This window comes from Halolactibacillus sp. JCM 19043, from assembly GCF_001310395.1.
Taxonomy (GTDB): Bacteria; Bacillota; Bacilli; order Bacillales; family Amphibacillaceae; genus Halolactibacillus; species Halolactibacillus miurensis.
Genome location: NZ_BAXD01000028.1, coordinates 1 through 17,356, shown reverse-complemented (window position 1 = coordinate 17,356; position 17,356 = coordinate 1). Strand labels below are relative to the sequence as shown.

Annotated in this window: 15 protein-coding genes; 7 read left to right on the top strand and 8 right to left on the bottom strand. The window is 42.1% G+C overall.

Annotated elements, in window-relative coordinates:
* Positions 1–38 precede the first annotated feature (38 nt).
* On the bottom strand, positions 39–2,513 hold the full coding sequence (locus JCM19043_RS12160) for a cellulase family glycosylhydrolase (protein WP_062322851.1): 2,475 nt from the start codon (positions 2,511–2,513) through the stop codon (positions 39–41).
* Positions 2,514–3,130: 617 nt separating this feature from the next.
* On the opposite strand from JCM19043_RS12160, the gene JCM19043_RS12155 reads away from it, so the two are divergent.
* Together JCM19043_RS12155 and JCM19043_RS12150 are read left to right on the top strand one after the other, a co-directional pair.
* Positions 3,131–3,502, top strand: a complete 372-nt coding sequence (locus JCM19043_RS12155) for an AbrB/MazE/SpoVT family DNA-binding domain-containing protein (RefSeq protein WP_062322849.1) — start codon at positions 3,131–3,133, stop codon at positions 3,500–3,502.
* Positions 3,502–3,789 carry a type II toxin-antitoxin system RelE/ParE family toxin gene (locus JCM19043_RS12150; RefSeq protein ID WP_062322847.1) on the top strand — a complete coding sequence of 96 codons (288 nt, stop codon included), beginning with the start codon at positions 3,502–3,504 and terminating at the stop codon, positions 3,787–3,789. Before JCM19043_RS12155 ends, JCM19043_RS12150 begins: the two co-directional genes overlap by 1 nt.
* 160 nt (positions 3,790–3,949) lie before the next feature.
* Here JCM19043_RS12150 and JCM19043_RS12145 read toward each other — a convergent pair whose 3' ends face one another.
* From JCM19043_RS12145 to JCM19043_RS12140, 3 genes are read right to left on the bottom strand one after another with little or no spacing between them, the layout of a single operon-like run.
* Positions 3,950–5,401: a glycoside hydrolase family 43 protein gene (locus JCM19043_RS12145; RefSeq protein WP_231631535.1), complete on the bottom strand. Its 1,452-nt coding sequence runs from the start codon at positions 5,399–5,401 to the stop codon at positions 3,950–3,952.
* 54 nt (positions 5,402–5,455) lie between these two features.
* Entirely contained in the window at positions 5,456–6,235 is a 780-nt protein-coding gene (locus JCM19043_RS18250; RefSeq protein ID WP_255349968.1) for a glycoside hydrolase family 3 C-terminal domain-containing protein, read from the bottom strand.
* Positions 6,145–7,578 carry a glycoside hydrolase family 3 protein gene (locus tag JCM19043_RS12140; RefSeq protein WP_197274806.1) on the bottom strand — a complete coding sequence of 478 codons (1,434 nt, stop codon included), beginning with the start codon at positions 7,576–7,578 and terminating at the stop codon, positions 6,145–6,147. Before JCM19043_RS12140 ends, JCM19043_RS18250 begins: the two co-directional genes overlap by 91 nt.
* 266 nt (positions 7,579–7,844) lie before the next feature.
* Here JCM19043_RS12140 and JCM19043_RS12135 point away from each other — a divergent pair, with 266 nt between their 5' ends.
* The gene (locus tag JCM19043_RS12135) at positions 7,845–8,636 is read left to right on the top strand and encodes an alpha/beta hydrolase family protein (RefSeq protein WP_062322845.1); all 792 of its coding nucleotides are present in this window, start codon (positions 7,845–7,847) and stop codon (positions 8,634–8,636) included.
* Between the two features lie 114 nt (positions 8,637–8,750).
* On the opposite strand, the gene JCM19043_RS12130 is transcribed toward JCM19043_RS12135, so the two are convergent.
* From JCM19043_RS12130 to JCM19043_RS16085, 3 genes are read right to left on the bottom strand one after another with little or no spacing between them, the layout of a single operon-like run.
* The gene (locus JCM19043_RS12130) at positions 8,751–10,517 is read right to left on the bottom strand and encodes an ABC transporter ATP-binding protein (RefSeq protein WP_062322843.1); all 1,767 of its coding nucleotides are present in this window, start codon (positions 10,515–10,517) and stop codon (positions 8,751–8,753) included.
* Positions 10,514–12,229, bottom strand: coding sequence for an ABC transporter ATP-binding protein (locus tag JCM19043_RS12125; RefSeq protein ID WP_062322841.1), 1,716 nt, complete (start codon positions 12,227–12,229; stop codon positions 10,514–10,516). Before JCM19043_RS12125 ends, JCM19043_RS12130 begins: the two co-directional genes overlap by 4 nt.
* A gap of 54 nt (positions 12,230–12,283) precedes the next feature.
* Positions 12,284–12,739, bottom strand: a complete 456-nt coding sequence (locus JCM19043_RS16085) for a competence protein ComK (RefSeq protein ID WP_255349967.1) — start codon at positions 12,737–12,739, stop codon at positions 12,284–12,286.
* 288 nt (positions 12,740–13,027) lie between these two features.
* On the opposite strand from JCM19043_RS16085, the gene JCM19043_RS18990 reads away from it, so the two are divergent.
* The 4 genes from JCM19043_RS18990 to JCM19043_RS12115 all read left to right on the top strand — a co-directional run bounded on the left by JCM19043_RS18990 (position 13,028) and on the right by JCM19043_RS12115 (position 15,645).
* Positions 13,028–13,912: a sodium/glutamate symporter gene (locus tag JCM19043_RS18990; protein ID WP_369813863.1), complete on the top strand. Its 885-nt coding sequence runs from the start codon at positions 13,028–13,030 to the stop codon at positions 13,910–13,912.
* Positions 13,909–14,316 (top strand): hypothetical protein, encoded by a 408-nt coding sequence (locus tag JCM19043_RS18985; RefSeq protein ID WP_369813862.1) that lies wholly within the window; start codon positions 13,909–13,911, stop codon positions 14,314–14,316. The genes JCM19043_RS18990 and JCM19043_RS18985 overlap by 4 nt, the downstream gene beginning before the upstream one ends.
* Positions 14,313–14,456, top strand: a complete 144-nt coding sequence (locus JCM19043_RS18980) for a hypothetical protein (protein WP_369813861.1) — start codon at positions 14,313–14,315, stop codon at positions 14,454–14,456. The genes JCM19043_RS18985 and JCM19043_RS18980 overlap by 4 nt, the downstream gene beginning before the upstream one ends.
* 205 nt (positions 14,457–14,661) lie before the next feature.
* The gene (locus JCM19043_RS12115; protein WP_062322839.1) at positions 14,662–15,645 is read left to right on the top strand and encodes an aldo/keto reductase; all 984 of its coding nucleotides are present in this window, start codon (positions 14,662–14,664) and stop codon (positions 15,643–15,645) included.
* A gap of 190 nt (positions 15,646–15,835) precedes the next feature.
* Here JCM19043_RS12115 and JCM19043_RS12110 read toward each other — a convergent pair whose 3' ends face one another.
* Complete coding sequence (locus JCM19043_RS12110) at positions 15,836–17,224, bottom strand: MATE family efflux transporter (protein ID WP_062322837.1); 1,389 nt, start codon at positions 17,222–17,224, stop codon at positions 15,836–15,838.
* Positions 17,225–17,356 lie beyond the last annotated feature (132 nt).

The following is a 17,356-nucleotide window of genomic DNA, read 5'->3' as shown; positions in this document are numbered from 1 at the left end:
ACCGGTATGTTGGTCAAATCCTAGTAAACCAAATTCACCTACAACGACGGGCGTATCAATGGCACTGAAAATGTCATGTGTCTTCCCAAGATAATCTTCGACATGTTGCTTCGAGTCTTGTTCGAAGGTAGTATAACCGGCAATATTAACACTAAATGGCCAGAAGCATAGTAATGGACGGTTGCCATGATGAGGTCATCATGTTGCGCGTCAATCCATTCAGCGGTTGCGTTTAAGTAGTGCGCATCCATCGCGGTATGCATCGTTGGAATGATGACCGGACGAAGAGCGTTATTCCCACCACTACCTCTAACAATCTGCATAAAGGCATCGTTTAATTGATTGAGATAGCCTTGGGCTAAGTCATCTTCAGGATTAAAGCGCGGTTCATTAATGCTCTCAAAGCTAAGATCAACCGGATAATCTTTAAAATGCTCAGCGAGTTGTTGCCAAATGGTTTCAAAGCGTTTGAGCGTGGCTTCAGGGTCTTGTGGCATCTCATTTTCAATCCATACCCAAGAATCGTGATGGATATTCATCATCACCTTCATATCACGCATCAAAGCGCAATCTACGGTTTGAGTAATCCGAGCGAGATAATCAGGGTCAATCATATCGTCATCAGTTAAACGACCGTCAAAGGTAATGGGAATCCGAATACTCTTGTAGCCAGCGTCACTGACAAATTGAATTAGCTCTTCTGTGACACGTGGATTACCCCAAGCGGTTTCATCGGTTACCTCCCCCGCAACCGCGTCATAGGTGTTTCCTAAGTTCCATCCAGGTTGCATCGTGTTCGCATAGTCATCAATCGTGTAGGTCGAGACAGTCTCATCTTTTTTAATGATGGTTTGTTCAATGACTTCACCACTTAAGAAATGAAGCTTCAATGTGACTGGACGGTTGTCATCGATGTCATCAAATAACCGTGAATGACCGTCCCACTCATTATAAGTAAAGACCAATTGATTGTTGTCATAGTCTGGTGAAAAGACATAGCTAAATTCTTTAAATGTCGTCCAGTTTTGTGGACCGGCACCTGACCCGTCAGGATAGACCGCTTCAAGGGTCATGAGTTGATCCCCGTTATAATCAACAGGTAAAGTGAACGTCTGGTAGTCATCACTATTCGTCCCAACTGTTGGTGTATCATAGACGCGTAAATCAATCGTCCAATCAGCCCCGTCATCAAAGCTAAGGGTAATGACACCCTTTGTCCCAATAGCGGACGCGTCAACGACTGACTGTAAAAAGTCGTCAGTAAATGTAATCGTATCATCTGTCAGATGATAATCCATATTTGATACGATGGTATCGTTATAGTGAATACGAGAGAGCGTCCGTCCATTTAGCTGTAAACCGAGCGAGCGCTTAGTGACGGTTTCGTCTTGTTTAAAGTACAAGTAATCCGCTTCAGCTGTAGCTGAACGTGTGTAAAAGCTGGCTTTATTGATGGCTTCAAATTCATTGTCATACCATGTGTAATCATGGCGATTGATATGTTGACCATTGTCCCACAACATATGAACGAGATCATGTTCACTCATGTAGTGGATGACATATTCAAAGAATTTCAGTTTTTCACCTTGTTGAATCGTACCAGTATGTTGATCAAAGCCGAGTAACCCAAATTCACCGACAACGACAGGAATGCCGCTCTCTGTAAAGGTATCATAGACACGGCCGAGTTCGGTATGGATATGTTGTTTCGCTTCTTCATTGAAGGTTGTTGCTCCGGCAATATTGACACTGAAAGGCCAATAGCTATAATAATGGACAGTGGCAATAATATTTGGATCATTCATTTCTTCTATCCATGATTTTAAAGAAGAGACGTGTGGTTCTTCTGAACTTGTGTGCATCGTGGGGATGACGACAGGTCGGGTTGTATTATTGCCACCACTACCTCTAACAATCTCCATAAATAACGTATTCAGTTCATCTAAGTAGTTCTGGGCTTGTTGTTTTTGATCAGCATCAGATTGACTATAATCCACCGTGAACTGTGGTTCATTTAAACTCTCAAAGCTCACGTCTTGTGGATAATCTTTAAAGGTGTCACTTAACTGTTCCCAGATTAACTGGAAGCGTGTGACGGTCTCATCATGATTGTTCATCATGCCGTCACTCAGCCAAAGCCAAGAATCATGATGAATGTTAATCATGACTTTTAAGTCAGATTCAAGTGACCAATCGACGGTTTGTTTGATCCGATTTAAATAATCTTTATCAATTACCCCATCCTTCATTCGACCATCAAAGGTAATCGGAATACGAATACTGTTGTAGCCATCTTCTGAAATAGCTTGAATGAGTTGTTCTGTCACGCGCGGGTTGCCCCAAGCGGTTTCATCTGTCACCTCACCAACGACCGCATCATACGTATTCCCTAAGTTCCACCCCGGCTGCATATCTTTGGCGTATTGTTCAATAGTTGTTTCTGCTGAGACGTTTGTTGTAATGAATAAACTGAAAAAAAGCATGAATAAAAAGCCGACGAAACGTTTCTTCATGTAAACACTCCTATTCGTTTTTACGTGCATGTTTGAAAAGTAGTAAGAGAAGAAAAAACAATAAAATATAAAACAAAAAAATCGTATGATTGATCATACACCAGCTAGATAACGTTAAGCTGTCGACACCTCCTTAAAAAGAGATTTTTTTCAGGTGATGAGTCAAAATGAAGGGGGAGTCAAAAGGGGGTAGTCATCACCTGAAAACGCTTACGTATTAAACTTTAGCATATCTCTGTCGTTTAAAAAACCTAACAGAACAGTGATAAAAACCGGTGAAAAGAAGTAACAAACGTAAAAATTAAGGATATATTTTTTGATGAATAAGTGGGAAGGCACAAACGTTAACGCTGTGTGATGGCAATTGTTCAGTTAGAGCTCATTCTTCAGAAACGAAAAGATAGTTTGATGAATGAACGTTGTTGTAACAAAATCTTTTACCCAATCCCAGGCAATTGCTTTTCAAGGATTGATTAGGTGTTGTTCTTCAATTAAGTCTGTTGAAGTAACTTTAGTACCTTTCATCCTTGGAGAGAATACAGCCCCATTTAATTAGTTTCTATTTCTTTGTTTCTTTGATATAATGAAACAAAGAAATAAAGATAGGAGTGAGTAATATGGGGCAATTAAAAGCTAATCAAAAACAAATAGATCGGAAGATCATTCGCGTGTCCAACAAAAGACAGATTACGATCCCGCTTAAATATTTTGAAAAACTCCAACTAGGTCAAGAGATTGAATGTGTATTAGAGGACAATCAAATAGTTTTAAAGCCAGTTCAAGATCAAACATTTAATTACTCAGTAGAAATATTAAAGGAACTCGTTGCAGAAGGTTATGAAGGAACGGATCTTATTTATGCATTTAAAAACAAAAGTAATCAAATAAATCAGGCGGTTGAGACATTAATTGATGAGGCGGAAGCTATTGGAAGAGGTGATAAGCAGGGAGCAAGTTTTAACGACATTTTTTCAATGGATGATGATTAATGTACGATATAACTTTCACTAGTCATTCAGAAAAGTACTTTAAGAAACTAAAAGAGAAGCCACTAAAGAAAATGTATAAACTGACTTTAGAAAAAATTCAACACAATCCATATAGTGGTCAACAAAAACGAGGGGATTTGTCGAAAGTTTATAGTTTTGATATGAGATATCAGGGTGTTAATTATGAAATTGCTTACCTTATTATTGAACACCCCCAATCCAAAATAGTTGTTATATTAGCTGGTACAAGAGAAAACTTTTATGAACAGCTAAAGAGATTAATTTAATAATTTTTTCAAGCTGAATAGCGTCATATCAAGTAATATATCTACTTGATATGACGCTATTTTAAATGTGTGCCATTGTTACATGATTACTGCTTGGTCATCGATAAGTAGTGGGCATCAACATGGCCTGGTTGTGCATTTGTTGAGGTCGTATAAATACCTAACGTACACCCGACAAAACCACCAGCACTTCGGTACTTAAGTAATGACTGTCGACATCTTCTGCCACAACGATTGTCTCCTCATTGATTCGGCAAAGGCCTTTGACGCGTTGACCTTCGCCTTGAATTTCAAGTGTGACGTCATCGCCATGAATGGGGACAGAATTTAAGATCGTTTCTTCACCGTCAATCAAGCTTAGCATTTGAATCGTTGTCTGACTGTCTTCAACAACAACAACTAACCTAATCGAGTAGCGTTCATTTTGTAAGATGGCAAGACCCGCTTCAGACCCAGAAGTTAAGGCAAGGTTTAATCGTGTCGTGAGGTGATAATCCATCGCTTGTTGCTTCACACTAATGTAAGTGGGTGAGGCAAGGTCCTTGATTGTTTCTGTCGTTGGATATAACCGTAACCGGCCGTCGCCTACATTAAACGCATAGTGTGTCATCACGGGGTTGCGTAAAAACATAAACTCAGGCCGTAATGATTCAAATGTAAAGTGTGTCAATTCTTCGACAGGTACAAGCGGTAATTTGTGTGTTTGTTCTTCTAACAAGCGACCGACGCCAGGGTTTACGACAGGCCAGCCGTCTTCAAATACGACTTCAGCTAAGAACGTTTCACGGCCAAGGTTACTATAGCCATCAAATAATCGACTCGCAAGCATCGTCATGTACCACTGACCGTCTGGCGTTTGAACAAAATCACCATGACCCACATTATGAACCGGAAAGTCTTTCCCGAGATGACGGTGAGTTAGAATCGGGTTGTTTTTATTTCCGATATAAGGCCCGTCCACTCGCTCACTGCGTGCGACGGTACAGGCGTGATTATAGCCGGTGCCACCTTCAGCAATCAGTAAATAATAATAGCCATCGATTTTGTATATGTGGGGAGCCTCTGGCCAAATAGCTGTGTGTAGCGCTCCTTTCCATAACTTCGTACTCACGCCACTAAGCTGCATCGTAGTAAGGTCAAGTTCTTGTAACCAGACTTCCCAGTCACCGTTATACTTGACACCTTCAGGGTTGGGTCTTGTGCCAATATAGTAACACTTCCCGTCATCATCAAAGAAAAGACTCGGATCAATCCCTGGCGCATGATCAATATAGTAAGGGTTTGACCATGGACCGGCTGGGTCTTTGGCAGTTACGACAAAGTTCCCACCTTCAGTGACATTTGTTGTAATCATATAAAACGTCCCATCATGATAACGAAGACATGGCGCAAAAATGCCGCCGGAATGTGCTGCCCCTGAAAGCGGTAATTGTTCTTCCCGGTCTAAGATATTCCCGATTTGTTTCCAGTTGACTAAGTCTTTACTATGGTAGATTGGGACTCCTGGAAAATAAGCAAAAGTAGACGTGGCTAAGTAATAATCGTCACCGACCGCACACACCGATGGATCGGGCGCAAAGCCTTTGATGACAGGGTTTTTAAATGTTGGCATAAATAGTCGCTCCTTTAATTCATTCATAGTGTCGTGATTGTCTTTTTGTACGTGTTAATTGTATTCATTTATATCAATCGTGTCCGTCAGTGTCTTACAACCGGTGAGGACTTCAGAACGTGCTGAAGGCGAGGCAACATTGACATAGATTGTTGCTTTTGTCCCGTCCAGTAACCTTTCACCGTCGTCATTGACAACCGTTAAGTTCTTCATTGGGATGTTTAAAGTCAGTCGCTCCGTTGCGGCAGCTTTTAATGCGAGTCGTTTAAAACCAATCAATTTTGTCTCGGGCACTTCAAACTTAGAATCCGTTTTAGCGTACACTTGAATGACTTCTTCAATCACGGTATCACTGTGATTAGTGACGGTGACCGTGACGTCAATCGAATCCAGTTGTTTTTTCGTTACCGTTAAATCGTCGAGTGTGACGTTACCGTACGTAAGTCCAAAGCCAAAGGGATAAAGGGCTTCTTCTTCTAAGTATCGATAGGTCCGTTTTTTCATCGAATAGTCGCTAAAGTCAGGTAAGTTTGTCGTATCGTGATAAAAGGTGACCGGTAGTTTGCCACTCGGACTCACCTTACCGAAAAGAATTTCAGCGAGTGCCTTCCCGCCAAAACTTCCGGGATACCATGTATGAAGAATCGCTTGTAAGTTCGGATGTTTGTCTAAACCATTTAGACTGATCGCTGAACCTGCTGAAATTACCGCAATGACCGGTTTTCCTAAATCTAATAGTTTAGTCAGTAATCGCTCCTGGACCTTCGGTAAGAACAAGGTTTCTTTATCCCCTGAACCATACACATTCCCTGCATCACCTTGTTCGCCTTCAATCGTTGGATCAAGTCCAAGACATGCGATGATGACATCTGAATGTTGACCGGCAATGAGGCTTCTGATTCCCGTTCATGTTTTCTAGACAAGGTTGATTCAGCGTGGTCGTTATACAGGTGACACCCAAAAGCATAATGGACGCGTCCCGTCGGTAAAAAGGCGTCTTGGATGCCGCGTAAAAAGGTTGTATAACGTGAAGCGGTTCCGAAATAATTTCCTCGTAGTGCTTCTAAGCTGTCGGCGTTAGGACCAACAACGGCCACCGAGCTTAACGCTTGTTTGTTTAGCGGTAAGAGCTGATCATTTTTCAGTAAGACGATGGATTTCTGTGCCGCAGCGAGTGAGCGCGCGTGGTGTTCATCAGAGTCATTTGCTTCAAAAGGAATCTGATCATACGGGTTATCACTCGCGAACATGCCGAGTCTGACCCTGGTCGTGTAGAGCTCAACGACGGAGTCCGTGATTTCTTCTTCAGTCACCAGTCCTTGGTTAATGGCCTCATGTAAGTGATGTGAAATATTACCGGCACACAAGTTACACCCAACTTTCATCGCGAGTGCCATTGTTTCAGCGGCGGTCTCTGTAAAGTGGTGGTTTAGATGCACATCTTCTAACGCCGCATAATCGGACACCACATGCCCTTTAAACTGCCAATCTTCACGAAGAATCTCTTGGATAAGCGTTGGACTAACAACGGCAGGGGTTCCGTTAACAGCGTTGTATGCGCCCATAAAACTTTCAACATCCGCTTCTTTCACGGCTGTTTCAAAGGCGGGTAAGTACGTTTCATACAAGTCCTTTTGACTCACAACGGCATCAAATGAATGCCGATCGGCTTCTGGCCCGCTATGGACGGCAAAGTGTTTGGCACAAGCCGCTAATTTTAAATAAGGTCCATCCCCCTGTAAGCCTTTAATGAAAGCAGCCCCTAAGCGAGCAGTAAGATACGGATCTTCTCCGTATGTTTCCTGGCCACGCCCCCAGCGCGGGTCACGGAAGATATTAATATTTGGTGACCAGTAAGTCAGTCCTTTATAAATATCATGATCACCTTGTGCGTGATATTGGTTATATTTGGCCCGACCTTCGATCGCGATGATGTCAGCTACCTCTGTCATCAAGTCTTCATCAAACATCGCTGCTAGGCCGATCGCTTGCGGGAACACAGTCGCCACCCCAGCCCGAGCGACACCATGCAGCGCCTCATTCCAATAGTTATAGTCCGGAATATTTAGCCGTTCAATTGCTGGTGCGCGGAAATTAATTTGGTCGATCTTTTCTTCAAGTGTCATCTGACTGACAATGTCTTTGGCTTTTTGTCTTGCGGTCGTATGTGAAATCATTTTGTCTCCTCCTTCAGGGGTCTAAGTAGTCTATGTCACCCATTTTCTATATTATTTTGTCATGTAAGCGACGTCACTCGCATCATATCAAAGGATGCAACGGAAACATACCGAAAGGTTAAAGACAAAGATGTAAAAATTAAAGACCTTGCCAAAAATGGTGTTTCAAGTCGTGGAATTGTTTTATAATGCAAGTGATTTTAATAGGACTAAGAAAGTTTGTCGTATTTGATAAAAGATCAACCATAAGTAGGAGGAGAATGAAAATGGCTGTGTATCAAATTGATTATTTTTCCCGCGCCCTCGAGCGGACCGTGATGTGTCATATGGTATTACCGAATGATGTGATGGATTATTATAAAGAGGATAACCCGCATTTTAACAGACCAATGAAAACATTGGTGTTGCTGCATGGGTATTTCGGGTCGTCAACGGAATGGTTATATAAAAGTGACATCGTGGAACTTTCGAGTCGCTATAACGTGTGTGTGATCCTTCCGAGTGGTGAAAATAGTTTTTACACCGAAGGTACCGCCTCAGGGCGGCAGTATCAAACGTTTATCAGAGAATTACTAAACTACGCGAGAGATACCTTTCACTTATCGAAACGAAAAGAAGATACGTTTATCGGTGGCTTTTCAATGGGAGGATTTGGCGCTTTACTCACAGGACTCACTGATCCTGGGACGTATGAAAAAGTGTTTCTTTTTTCCGCTGCGCTTATTACCGATGAGGTCGCAACGTTTGATGAACGCGACCACCAGATGGCGAACGGTGACTATTATCGCTTAGTCTTTGGTGAACTGAGTGAGGTGAAAGCATCAAAGCATCATCCTTTACATCTGTTAAAGCAGCGACAAAAAAACAACGCACACATCCCGTCACTATTTGTCGCATGTGGAACGGAGGATTGGTTAATCAACCATACCCGCCGGTTCATCGATGAGTTAAAGGATAGCCACGTACCTGTCACCTACCACGAAGAAGCAGGTGGACATGATTTTCGCTTTTGGAATAAGATGATCGAACCCGCAATTCAGTGGTGTCTAGAAGAATAGAAACAAGCCGTGCTGTTCGTTTAAGCACGGCTTGTTAAGGATAAAAACAGTATAATGGTTTCGCTGTCCCAACAGAATGTGCGTCATTCTTTTCTTAGGGTAGATGATTCGTTGTTACGCATCATTAAATCCATGTTGATAGAGCTGAAAGTAGAAGCCTTTTTGGTCGAGTAGGTCTGTGTGACGACCAGATTCAATGATCTCACCGTGGTTTAAGACATAAATGCGATCCGCTGATTCAACCGTATTGAGTCGGTGGGCAATAACAATACTTGTACGACCGGCCATTAACCGCCGGAGGGCTTGTTGAATCTTCACTTCTGTCACTGTATCGATGCTACTCGTTGCTTCATCAAGAATGAGAACGGCCGGGTCACGTAGAATCGCACGCGCAATCGATAATAATTGACGTTCACCTTGACTGATCCCCTTACCATCCTCACGTAAGCGTGTGTCATAGCCATTGGGTAACTGTCTAATAAAGCTATCCGCATTGGCAAGTTTGGCTGCTTCAAGCCACTCATCTTCTGTTGCCTCTGGGTTACCAAAGAGTAAGTTATCTTTAATTGACGCTTCAAACAAATACGGGTCTTGTAAGACAAAGGCAAGCGGACGTCTTAACTGTCTGTTGGATAAGTTTAAAATGTCATGCCCATCTAACAAAATACGCCCCTTATCTGGTAGGTAAAAGCGCATCAGTAAGTTCAGAATCGTCGTTTTACCCGCGCCCGTTGGACCGACGAGGGCAATGGTTTCACCCGGTTTAGCATGGAGTGAGATGTTTCTTAGAATCCATTCATCTTGATAGCGGAACGATACATGTTGGAAGCTAACATCTCCTTGAACGTTATCGAATAACGCACTACCTGGATGAGTGTAGGCTTGTTGTTCATCAAGTACATCAAATACCCGCTCAGCACCTGCGACGGCAGACAAGAGACCGTTGAACTGATTGGCAAGGTCATTTAATGGACGGGTGAATTGTCTAGCGTACTGGGTAAAGGTCACAATCATTCCGACAGAAATGGTTTGTGAGATTGCTAATAAGGCACCAACAAAGGTCAGGACCGCAAAACTCATATTGTTTAACATATTCATAAATTTAGGAATAAAGCCAGAATAGATTTGGGCTTTATAGCCAGATTCCCGGAGCTGTTCATTCTTTTCGGTGAATTGTTGTTGAAAATGCGCTTCTTGTGAGAAGATTTTAATCACAGCTAAGCCAGAAATCGATTCTTCAATAAAACCGAAAAGATTGCCTAAATCTTTGGCCTGTTGCTTAAAGTAAACCCGTGTCCGTTTGGTGAGCCACTTCATTCCGAAATATAACGCAGGCACAATGAGTAACGTGACCAATGTGAGTGGTAAACTTAGTGTCACCATCACAATCAGTGTTCCGACTAACGTGAGCACACTGGAAAAGACTTGAATCACCGCGGTATTCAGTGTTTGTGAGACATTTTCGATATCGTTCGTTAGGCGACTCATGACGTCCCCATCTTGATGCTCATCAAAGTATTTAAGTGGTAACGTATGTAAATGCGTGAATAACTTCCTGCGCATTTCAAAGACCGTTACTTGTGAGAGTTTAATCATCAGAAACTGTTGAACATAACCGGTGACGATACTAATCAGATAAACACTTGCGAGTAACGAAAGCGAGTACATGAATGACCGAGTAGTGGCAACGTCAAGAAAATCATCAATCAGCGTTCCGAGTAAATACGGCCCCATTAGTGAAAGTAAACTACTCGTGATGACAAGCGCTAAGACAATGATTAGCGTCCACTTGCGAGTACCTAAGTAGTGCCACATGCGCCGTAATGTGGGCCACAGATTGTCAACTTTCACCCGTTCTTTTGGTAAGTGTCTTGGACTCAATGTGTCACCTCCTCGTGTTGTGATAGGGCAATCGTTTGATATAGCTGAGATGTGTTGAGTAAGTGTTGATGTGTGCCATTAGCGGCAATATGCCCTCGTTCCAATAGAATAAGGCGGTCCATTTGTTTCATTGTTGATACTTTTTGGGTCACGATGACGAGGGTGGCATTGCGTTTTTTAATGGCGGTTAAAATATGACGTTCAGTCGCAAGGTCTAAGGCACTCGTCGCATCATCAAGTAATAAGAGTTCGGGACGTCTAACAAGCGCCCGAGCAATGGCGAGACGTTGTTTTTGGCCACCGGAGAGATTAACCCCGCGTTGGCCGAGAATCGTCTGGTATTGGTCCTTGAGTGTCATAATCGTATCGTGAATCGCCGCATCTTTTGCGGCGTTGATTACTTCTTCCATAGTTGCCCCGGGCTTACCGAAGCGTAAATTTTCTAACACCGTTCCGCTAAACAGTTGCGTTGACTGCGGGACGTAACCGATATGTTGTCTGACGCTTTCTAGCGTTAACCTTGGTAAGGCTTGATTAAAGAGCGCCACCTTACCCGATGTTGGGTCATAAGCTCGTGGTATTAATTCCATAAAGGTCGTTTTACCTGAGCCAGTTGCGCCAATGAGCGCGATATGTTCTCCCCGTAAGATGGTAAGGGTAATAGCTTTAAGAGCGTAAGGAAGAGCAGGACGGTAACGGAAAAAGACCGATTGAAACTGAATATGAGTGGCAGCTTGAGTCTTTAAAACATCGGGTCCCGATGATAAATCAATGGGCTCTGTTAACACCTCATTGATGCGGTTCACCGATGCTTTTGAACGGGTGTAAGCCATACTGATCCAGTTCAGCATCCCAATCGCTTGCATCATTCGGATCGTATAATTAAGGATAGCAACGAGGTCACCTACCGCAAGCTGATCGGTTAAAATAGCGTCTCTTGCTTGAAAGAGAATCAGTAAAATCGCCGCGTTCATCACGAGCATAACGACAGGCCCAGATAAGTCCATTAAGCGTATCGTGAAAATGGTATGATTTTTTAAATCCGTTGAGCGGGCATGAAACCGGTTTGCTTCTTCGGTCTCACGACCGTAAGCTTTAATCAGTCTTATACCAGAAAGATTTTCGCGCATGACTTGATTGACCAGGTCGAGTTTGCGTTGAATCTGCCGGAATAACTTGGCCCCGTATCGAATTAACACCATCATAAAGACGACTAACAGAGGAAGAGCAATAAGTAAGATAAGGGATAAGCGCACGTCAATAATGAGTGTCATGACCGTACTGCCAATCACGAGAAGTGGCGCTCTTGTGGCAACACGCATTAACATAAAGGTAAACCGTTGGAGCTGATTCACGTCATTTGTTAGTCGGGTAATCAAAGTCGAGGTAGGATAGCGGTCTAAATTTTTAAATGAAAATTGTTGGACCTTCGTGTAAACCAGTTCACGTAAATCAGCCCCAACTTGCTGAGAAACATAGGCTGAGAAAAATGAGTTGATGATACCGGATAAAAAGGCAAACAGACTAATGCCAATCATTAGACTGCCCCAAAAAAGGGTGGCGTCTAAGTCAGCTTCTCTAATACCGGAATCAATGATTTTTCCCATAAAGAGCGGTAAGACGAGTTCAGTTGCTAGTTCGGTCAACATAAACAATAAGGCTATTGAGATTTGTTTAGGGTAGCGAGCGACTAAATTAAAGATTGTTTTCATGATAGCACCTACTTTTTTTCATTCCTTTTCATTATATTTATATTATAAAACTTGTTATACATGAAGCGTCTGCCTGAGTGGGTGAGCATTCTTAAAATAAAGGTGATACAGACTAAAAAGTGACATAATTTTTTCCATTCGGGCTTTTGTCATCTGGACGTGTTTTGTCTTCCCAGACGTAAAGTGAAAGGTAATGCCGTCAGCTTGAGCTGTGTAATGGGTGAGGTGGGTCGTCATAATAAAGACGCAGTGATCCGCGCGCGGGGAATGGGTTTGAAAACAGTAGAGGTCATGGTGAGGAGAGATAGGAAAGATGGGTGTTTGATTCAAGTTAAAAATTTTCTGCATCGATTTTTTTCGTCCGGAAACAGTTGAACCAAAACGCAGGCACGTCTGTTCTAAAATCGTCACCATCGATTGGTGACACGTATAAGTAGCGTGGGTTTCTTCAATGATGGTTTCTGATTGAAGGTCAAAGCTTTGTTCCAGGTAGAGGGTCTTATGAGAGATGAGGTAATGGGGTAAAGTATTGATGGGTGTTCACTCCTTTTCAAATATATTGAAGCGCTTACTTTTTAAAGTATACCCTAGAAATTGAAAAATACCTAGTGAAAATTGAAAAATCGCATAAAAAACGTCAGTGTTTTTAAAAATCAACAGAGAAAACAAAAAAGCAGCGTAAAATCAGAAAAATCTTACTTTTTCTAACAAGCTTGCGAAATTAAGACACGTACACGTATAATAAAATCGTCACTGTTTTTTAAACAGGTCTATTTTTTTATTCGAAGGAGGAATTTTATGTCAGCGAACATGATTGGTTTTAGCTTTTTAATGATTGGCGTCTTTTTAATTATCGGTAAAGTCGTCCGTCTGCACACAAAAGCCTTACGTGATTTGTTTTTACCGAGTTCGATTATCGCTGGATTTATTGCCTTGATTTTAGGTCCAGATGTCGTTGGACGTATCACCCCGTTATTTTTAGAGGAGTCCTCCATGTTTTATAACGGTTTGATTCCTAGTTTTATTTTAGACGTCTGGAAGACGTTACCGGGGATGTTTATTAATGTCGTCTTTGCGACCTTGTTTTTAGGACAAGCTGTACCAAGTGTGAAAAAGATTTGGCGCATGGCCGGTCCGCAAGTCATTATGGGGCAAGCTGTCTCTTGGGGACAATATGTGATTGGTCTTTTACTTACCTTACTCGTATTAACCCCGTTTTTTGGTATGAATCCACTGGCTGGGGCCTTAATTGAGATTAGTTTTGTTGGGGGACACGGTACCGCCGCAGGTCTGAAAGATACGTTTGATACCCTTGGTTTCTCTGAAGGAGCTGACTTAGCGCTCGGTCTTGCGACCGTTGGTATTTTAGTTGGGGTTATTGTCGGGATCTTCATTATTAACCTTGGCTTTAAAAAAGGTATTGCTCAACACGTGGGTGGACGCAGTCACTTTACTGATGCGGAGCGTGAACAAATTGCCGAGCGTCACGGTTATGATACAGATACAGAAGTGAAACAAGTAAAAGCGATTGAACCTCTTGCTTTCCACTTATCACTCATTGCCATCTCCATCGTGTTAGGTTACATGATCCAACAAGCGCTTATCGGGCTAGAAGCTTTAACTTGGGGCGCTTGGACCGATGTCTATCTCTTCCCATATGTGCCACTTTTCCCGCTTGCATGATTGGTGGGATGCTCGTTCAACTCTTCTTTGATAAACGTGATATTCATATGTATATCGATCAAGATTTAATCAGTAAAATTTCAGGATTTGCTTTAGATGTCTTACTCGTTTCAGCGCTTGCGACGTTGTCACTCGATGTGATTGGTGAAAATATTGTGCCATTCTTATTACTGGCATTTGTGGCGATGGTATGGAACGTGTTTGCCTTTTTAAAGCTTGGACCACGCATGATACCAGAATACTGGTTTGAACGCGGTCTCGGTGACTTTGGTCAAGCGACTGGGATGACAGCAACTGGTCTTCTTCTTATGAAGATTGCTGATCCAGATCATCAAACACCAGCCTTGAAGCGTTCGGTTATAAACAGATTCTCTTCGAACCGTTTGTCGGTGGCGGTCTTGTGACGGCAGCGTCACTGCCACTCATTTATCAATTTGGACCGGTCACGTTCTTAATTATTTCGAGTATTATTACGGCTTTCTTCTTAATTTTTGGTATGGTACACTTTGGACCGAAGAAACCAAAAGCACTTAGAAAAAAATAAAAACGTCAAAGCACCTAAGTGAAAGTAAATAATTTATTATAGCGCTGTAAGGCAGAAAAACAACTACTCTCGTATAGGGTAGTTGTTTTTCATTGTAGGTGAATCTTTAACTATTTGAAAAACAGCTTAAGTCCTTTCACTTTCGTCAGCCGTCAAATTAAGTTAGAATAGTATGTAAGCGCACACATTAAAGGAGGCACAATTAATGAAATACAACACATTAGGTAAAACCGGTTATCAAGTAAGTGAATTAAGTTTTGGCACCTGGGCTATTGGGGGTTCATGGGGAAAGACCAATGACGAGGAATCATTACGCGCGCTACATAAAGCAATGGACGAAGGGGTTAACTTCTTTGATACCGCGGATGTTTATGGTGACGGTCATAGTGAGGAGCTCTTAAAGACAGCAACCAAAGGGAAAGAGAATGAGATTAAAATCGCGTCGAAGTTCTGTCGTAAAGGGGATATTCATGACCCGAAAACATATGAAATGAATCAGGTCAGAAGCTATTTAGAAGATACACTCACACGTCTCGGCCGTGAGTCACTAGATCTTTATCAAATTCATTGTCCACCTTTTGAGATTTTAAAAGAAGGGGCCGTATTCCAAGTGTTAGATGAGTTGAAAAAAGAAGGCAAGATTAAACATTACGGTGTCAGTGTTGAAACGGTAGAAGAAGGCTTATTCTGTCTCGAACAAGACAATGTCAGCACCTTACAAGTGATTTTTAATATGATGCGTCAAAAACCGTTAGATGAACTCTTCCCAAAAGCAGCCGAAAAGAATGTCGGTATCATTGCCCGCGTGCCACTTGCGAGTGGGTTACTCACAGGGAAGTTTACGAAAAATCATCAATTTGAACAAGATGACCATCGCAACTTTAATAAAGACGGGGAGGCGTTTAACGTAGGTGAAACCTTTGGTGGTTTACCATTTGAAAAAGGCGTAGAACTTGCCCATGATTTATCATGGATTAAGGAAGCGCGCGGCGATATGGCGCAAGCAGCATTAAAATGGGTGATGCAACAACCAGGTGTTTCTACTGTTATTCCTGGCTTTAAAAACACAAAACAAGTAGTTGATAACCTTGGTGCGACTGAAGTCAAACCGTTTACGGATGAGGAACTGAATCGCTTGCGTGATTTCTATCAACGAAATATCCATCAACATATTCGTGGTGTTTATTAAGGAAAAAATCATGCGCGTCTAGGCCTGAAATTAAGAAATTAAAGTAAGTAGAAATGACAAAAGCCCTTATAACATGAAGCAGCATAAAGCTGATGTTATAAGGGCTTTTTTTGTTTATTAATGTTAAAAGGACAAAGTGTTCTAACCGATTAGCGCAATGCCAACAATATAATTGTGATCATCAAACCTATTACCCTTCTAGTTCTTCTACAATGTCTGGACCACGCTCAACAACCGCACGCCCCATCCAGCGTTTACTGCGCCATCGCCACCACATAATCCCGGCACGAATCCACTCATCCATCAACATCGCAATCCAAATACCGACAAGACCAAAACCTAAGTGAATCCCGAGGAAGTATGACATTGGAACGGCAAGCCCCCACATAAAGAGAATCCCCATCATGACAGGAAACTTGGCATCACCAGAGGCTCTGAGGGCACTGATGATAATGATATTCGACGTTCGCCCTGGTTCGACGAATAAACCAATCATAAGTATGGTCGCACCTAACGTGACAACATCTGTGTCACTAGTGAAGATCCCCATGATTTGTTCACCGAAGAGAGCGAGAAAACCTCCAATCGTAATAGCGATGGTTAAGCCGTAACGCACGCCAATAAACATATTGTGATAAGCTTCTTCATCTTTACCAGCCCCAACAAGTTGGCCGATAAAAATCTGCATCCCTTTAGAGATGGCCATTGGGAATAAGACCATAAAGGACATCAAGTTTTGCGCATATACCCGTGTGGCGAGTGCCGTTGCCCCAAGGGATGTAATAAACATCGTAATGACGATTTGTGACGTATTATAGCTCAGTTGTTCACCGGCAGCTGGCACCCCAATTTGTAGGATCTTTGCCATATAGTCTTTTTCTAAGTTAAGGAATGCTTTAAATGGTAATTTAATCGGCATACGTCTGACAAGTAATAAGAATAAGACAATCATCGCCACAAATCGCATGGACGCCGTCGCAAGAGCAACCCCTTGGACACCTAGTTGTGGAAAGCCTAAGGCACCAAAAATAAAGACATAGTTACCGAACACATTCAGGATGTTCATCCCCATGACGACAAACATCACATCTTTTGTATGTCCCATTGCCTGCAGGATCGCTGACATGGTTAAAATCATCGCTTGCGCAAAGAGAAAGAGACCAACAATCGTGATATATGTATTCGCATATTCAAATAGATCAGGTGCTAAATCAAAGAAGGTTAAAAACCAATCTTTAAGTAAAATAACGAGGACGCTAATCGTTACGCCAAAAGTAAGATTGACGGTAATCGCATGCGCAATCGTCTTTCTAACCCCTTCGGGGTTATTGGCCCCAACAAATTGAGACACAACAACACCTGAACCCATCGCGGTAAAATTAAATAAGACAAAAGTAAACATCATAATTTGATTGACAACGCCAATACTTGCCACAGCATCATCAGAAATAAAACTTAACATAAACGTATCAGAAAAGCGCATCATCACTTGGAGGAAGCTTTCAATAAGAATGGGCCAAGTGATCATAAAGAGCTGTTTCTTCGGTGAAATAATTGCTGTATTCGTTAAACGATCCATAAATAATCTCCTAAAATAGTTAGTTTGTGCAAGCGCTATTATAACATAGGTTGCTTAAAAATTAACGTGATTGATTCGTTTTGCGAAATATCTTAAAGAAACTCTATATTTTTAAGTGTCGAATGAATTTCC

What these genes read in the sequence shown, in the direction of transcription:
- JCM19043_RS12160 (WP_062322851.1), bottom strand. Translation starts at nt 2,513, where the DNA reads ATGAAGAAACGTTTCGTCGGCTTTTTATTCATGCTTTTTTTCAGTTTA.
- JCM19043_RS12155 (WP_062322849.1), top strand. Translation starts at nt 3,131, where the DNA reads ATGGGGCAATTAAAAGCTAATCAAAAACAAATAGATCGGAAGATCATT.
- JCM19043_RS12150 (WP_062322847.1), top strand. Translation starts at nt 3,502, where the DNA reads ATGTACGATATAACTTTCACTAGTCATTCAGAAAAGTACTTTAAGAAA.
- JCM19043_RS12145 (WP_231631535.1), bottom strand. Translation starts at nt 5,401, where the DNA reads ATGCCAACATTTAAAAACCCTGTCATCAAAGGCTTTGCGCCCGATCCA.
- JCM19043_RS12140 (WP_197274806.1), bottom strand. Translation starts at nt 7,578, where the DNA reads ATGATTTCACATACGACCGCAAGACAAAAAGCCAAAGACATTGTCAGT.
- JCM19043_RS12135 (WP_062322845.1), top strand. Translation starts at nt 7,845, where the DNA reads ATGGCTGTGTATCAAATTGATTATTTTTCCCGCGCCCTCGAGCGGACC.
- JCM19043_RS12125 (WP_062322841.1), bottom strand. Translation starts at nt 12,229, where the DNA reads ATGAAAACAATCTTTAATTTAGTCGCTCGCTACCCTAAACAAATCTCA.
- JCM19043_RS18990 (WP_369813863.1), top strand. Translation starts at nt 13,028, where the DNA reads ATGTCAGCGAACATGATTGGTTTTAGCTTTTTAATGATTGGCGTCTTT.
- JCM19043_RS18985 (WP_369813862.1), top strand. Translation starts at nt 13,909, where the DNA reads ATGATTGGTGGGATGCTCGTTCAACTCTTCTTTGATAAACGTGATATT.
- JCM19043_RS12115 (WP_062322839.1), top strand. Translation starts at nt 14,662, where the DNA reads ATGAAATACAACACATTAGGTAAAACCGGTTATCAAGTAAGTGAATTA.
- JCM19043_RS12110 (WP_062322837.1), bottom strand. Translation starts at nt 17,224, where the DNA reads ATGGATCGTTTAACGAATACAGCAATTATTTCACCGAAGAAACAGCTC.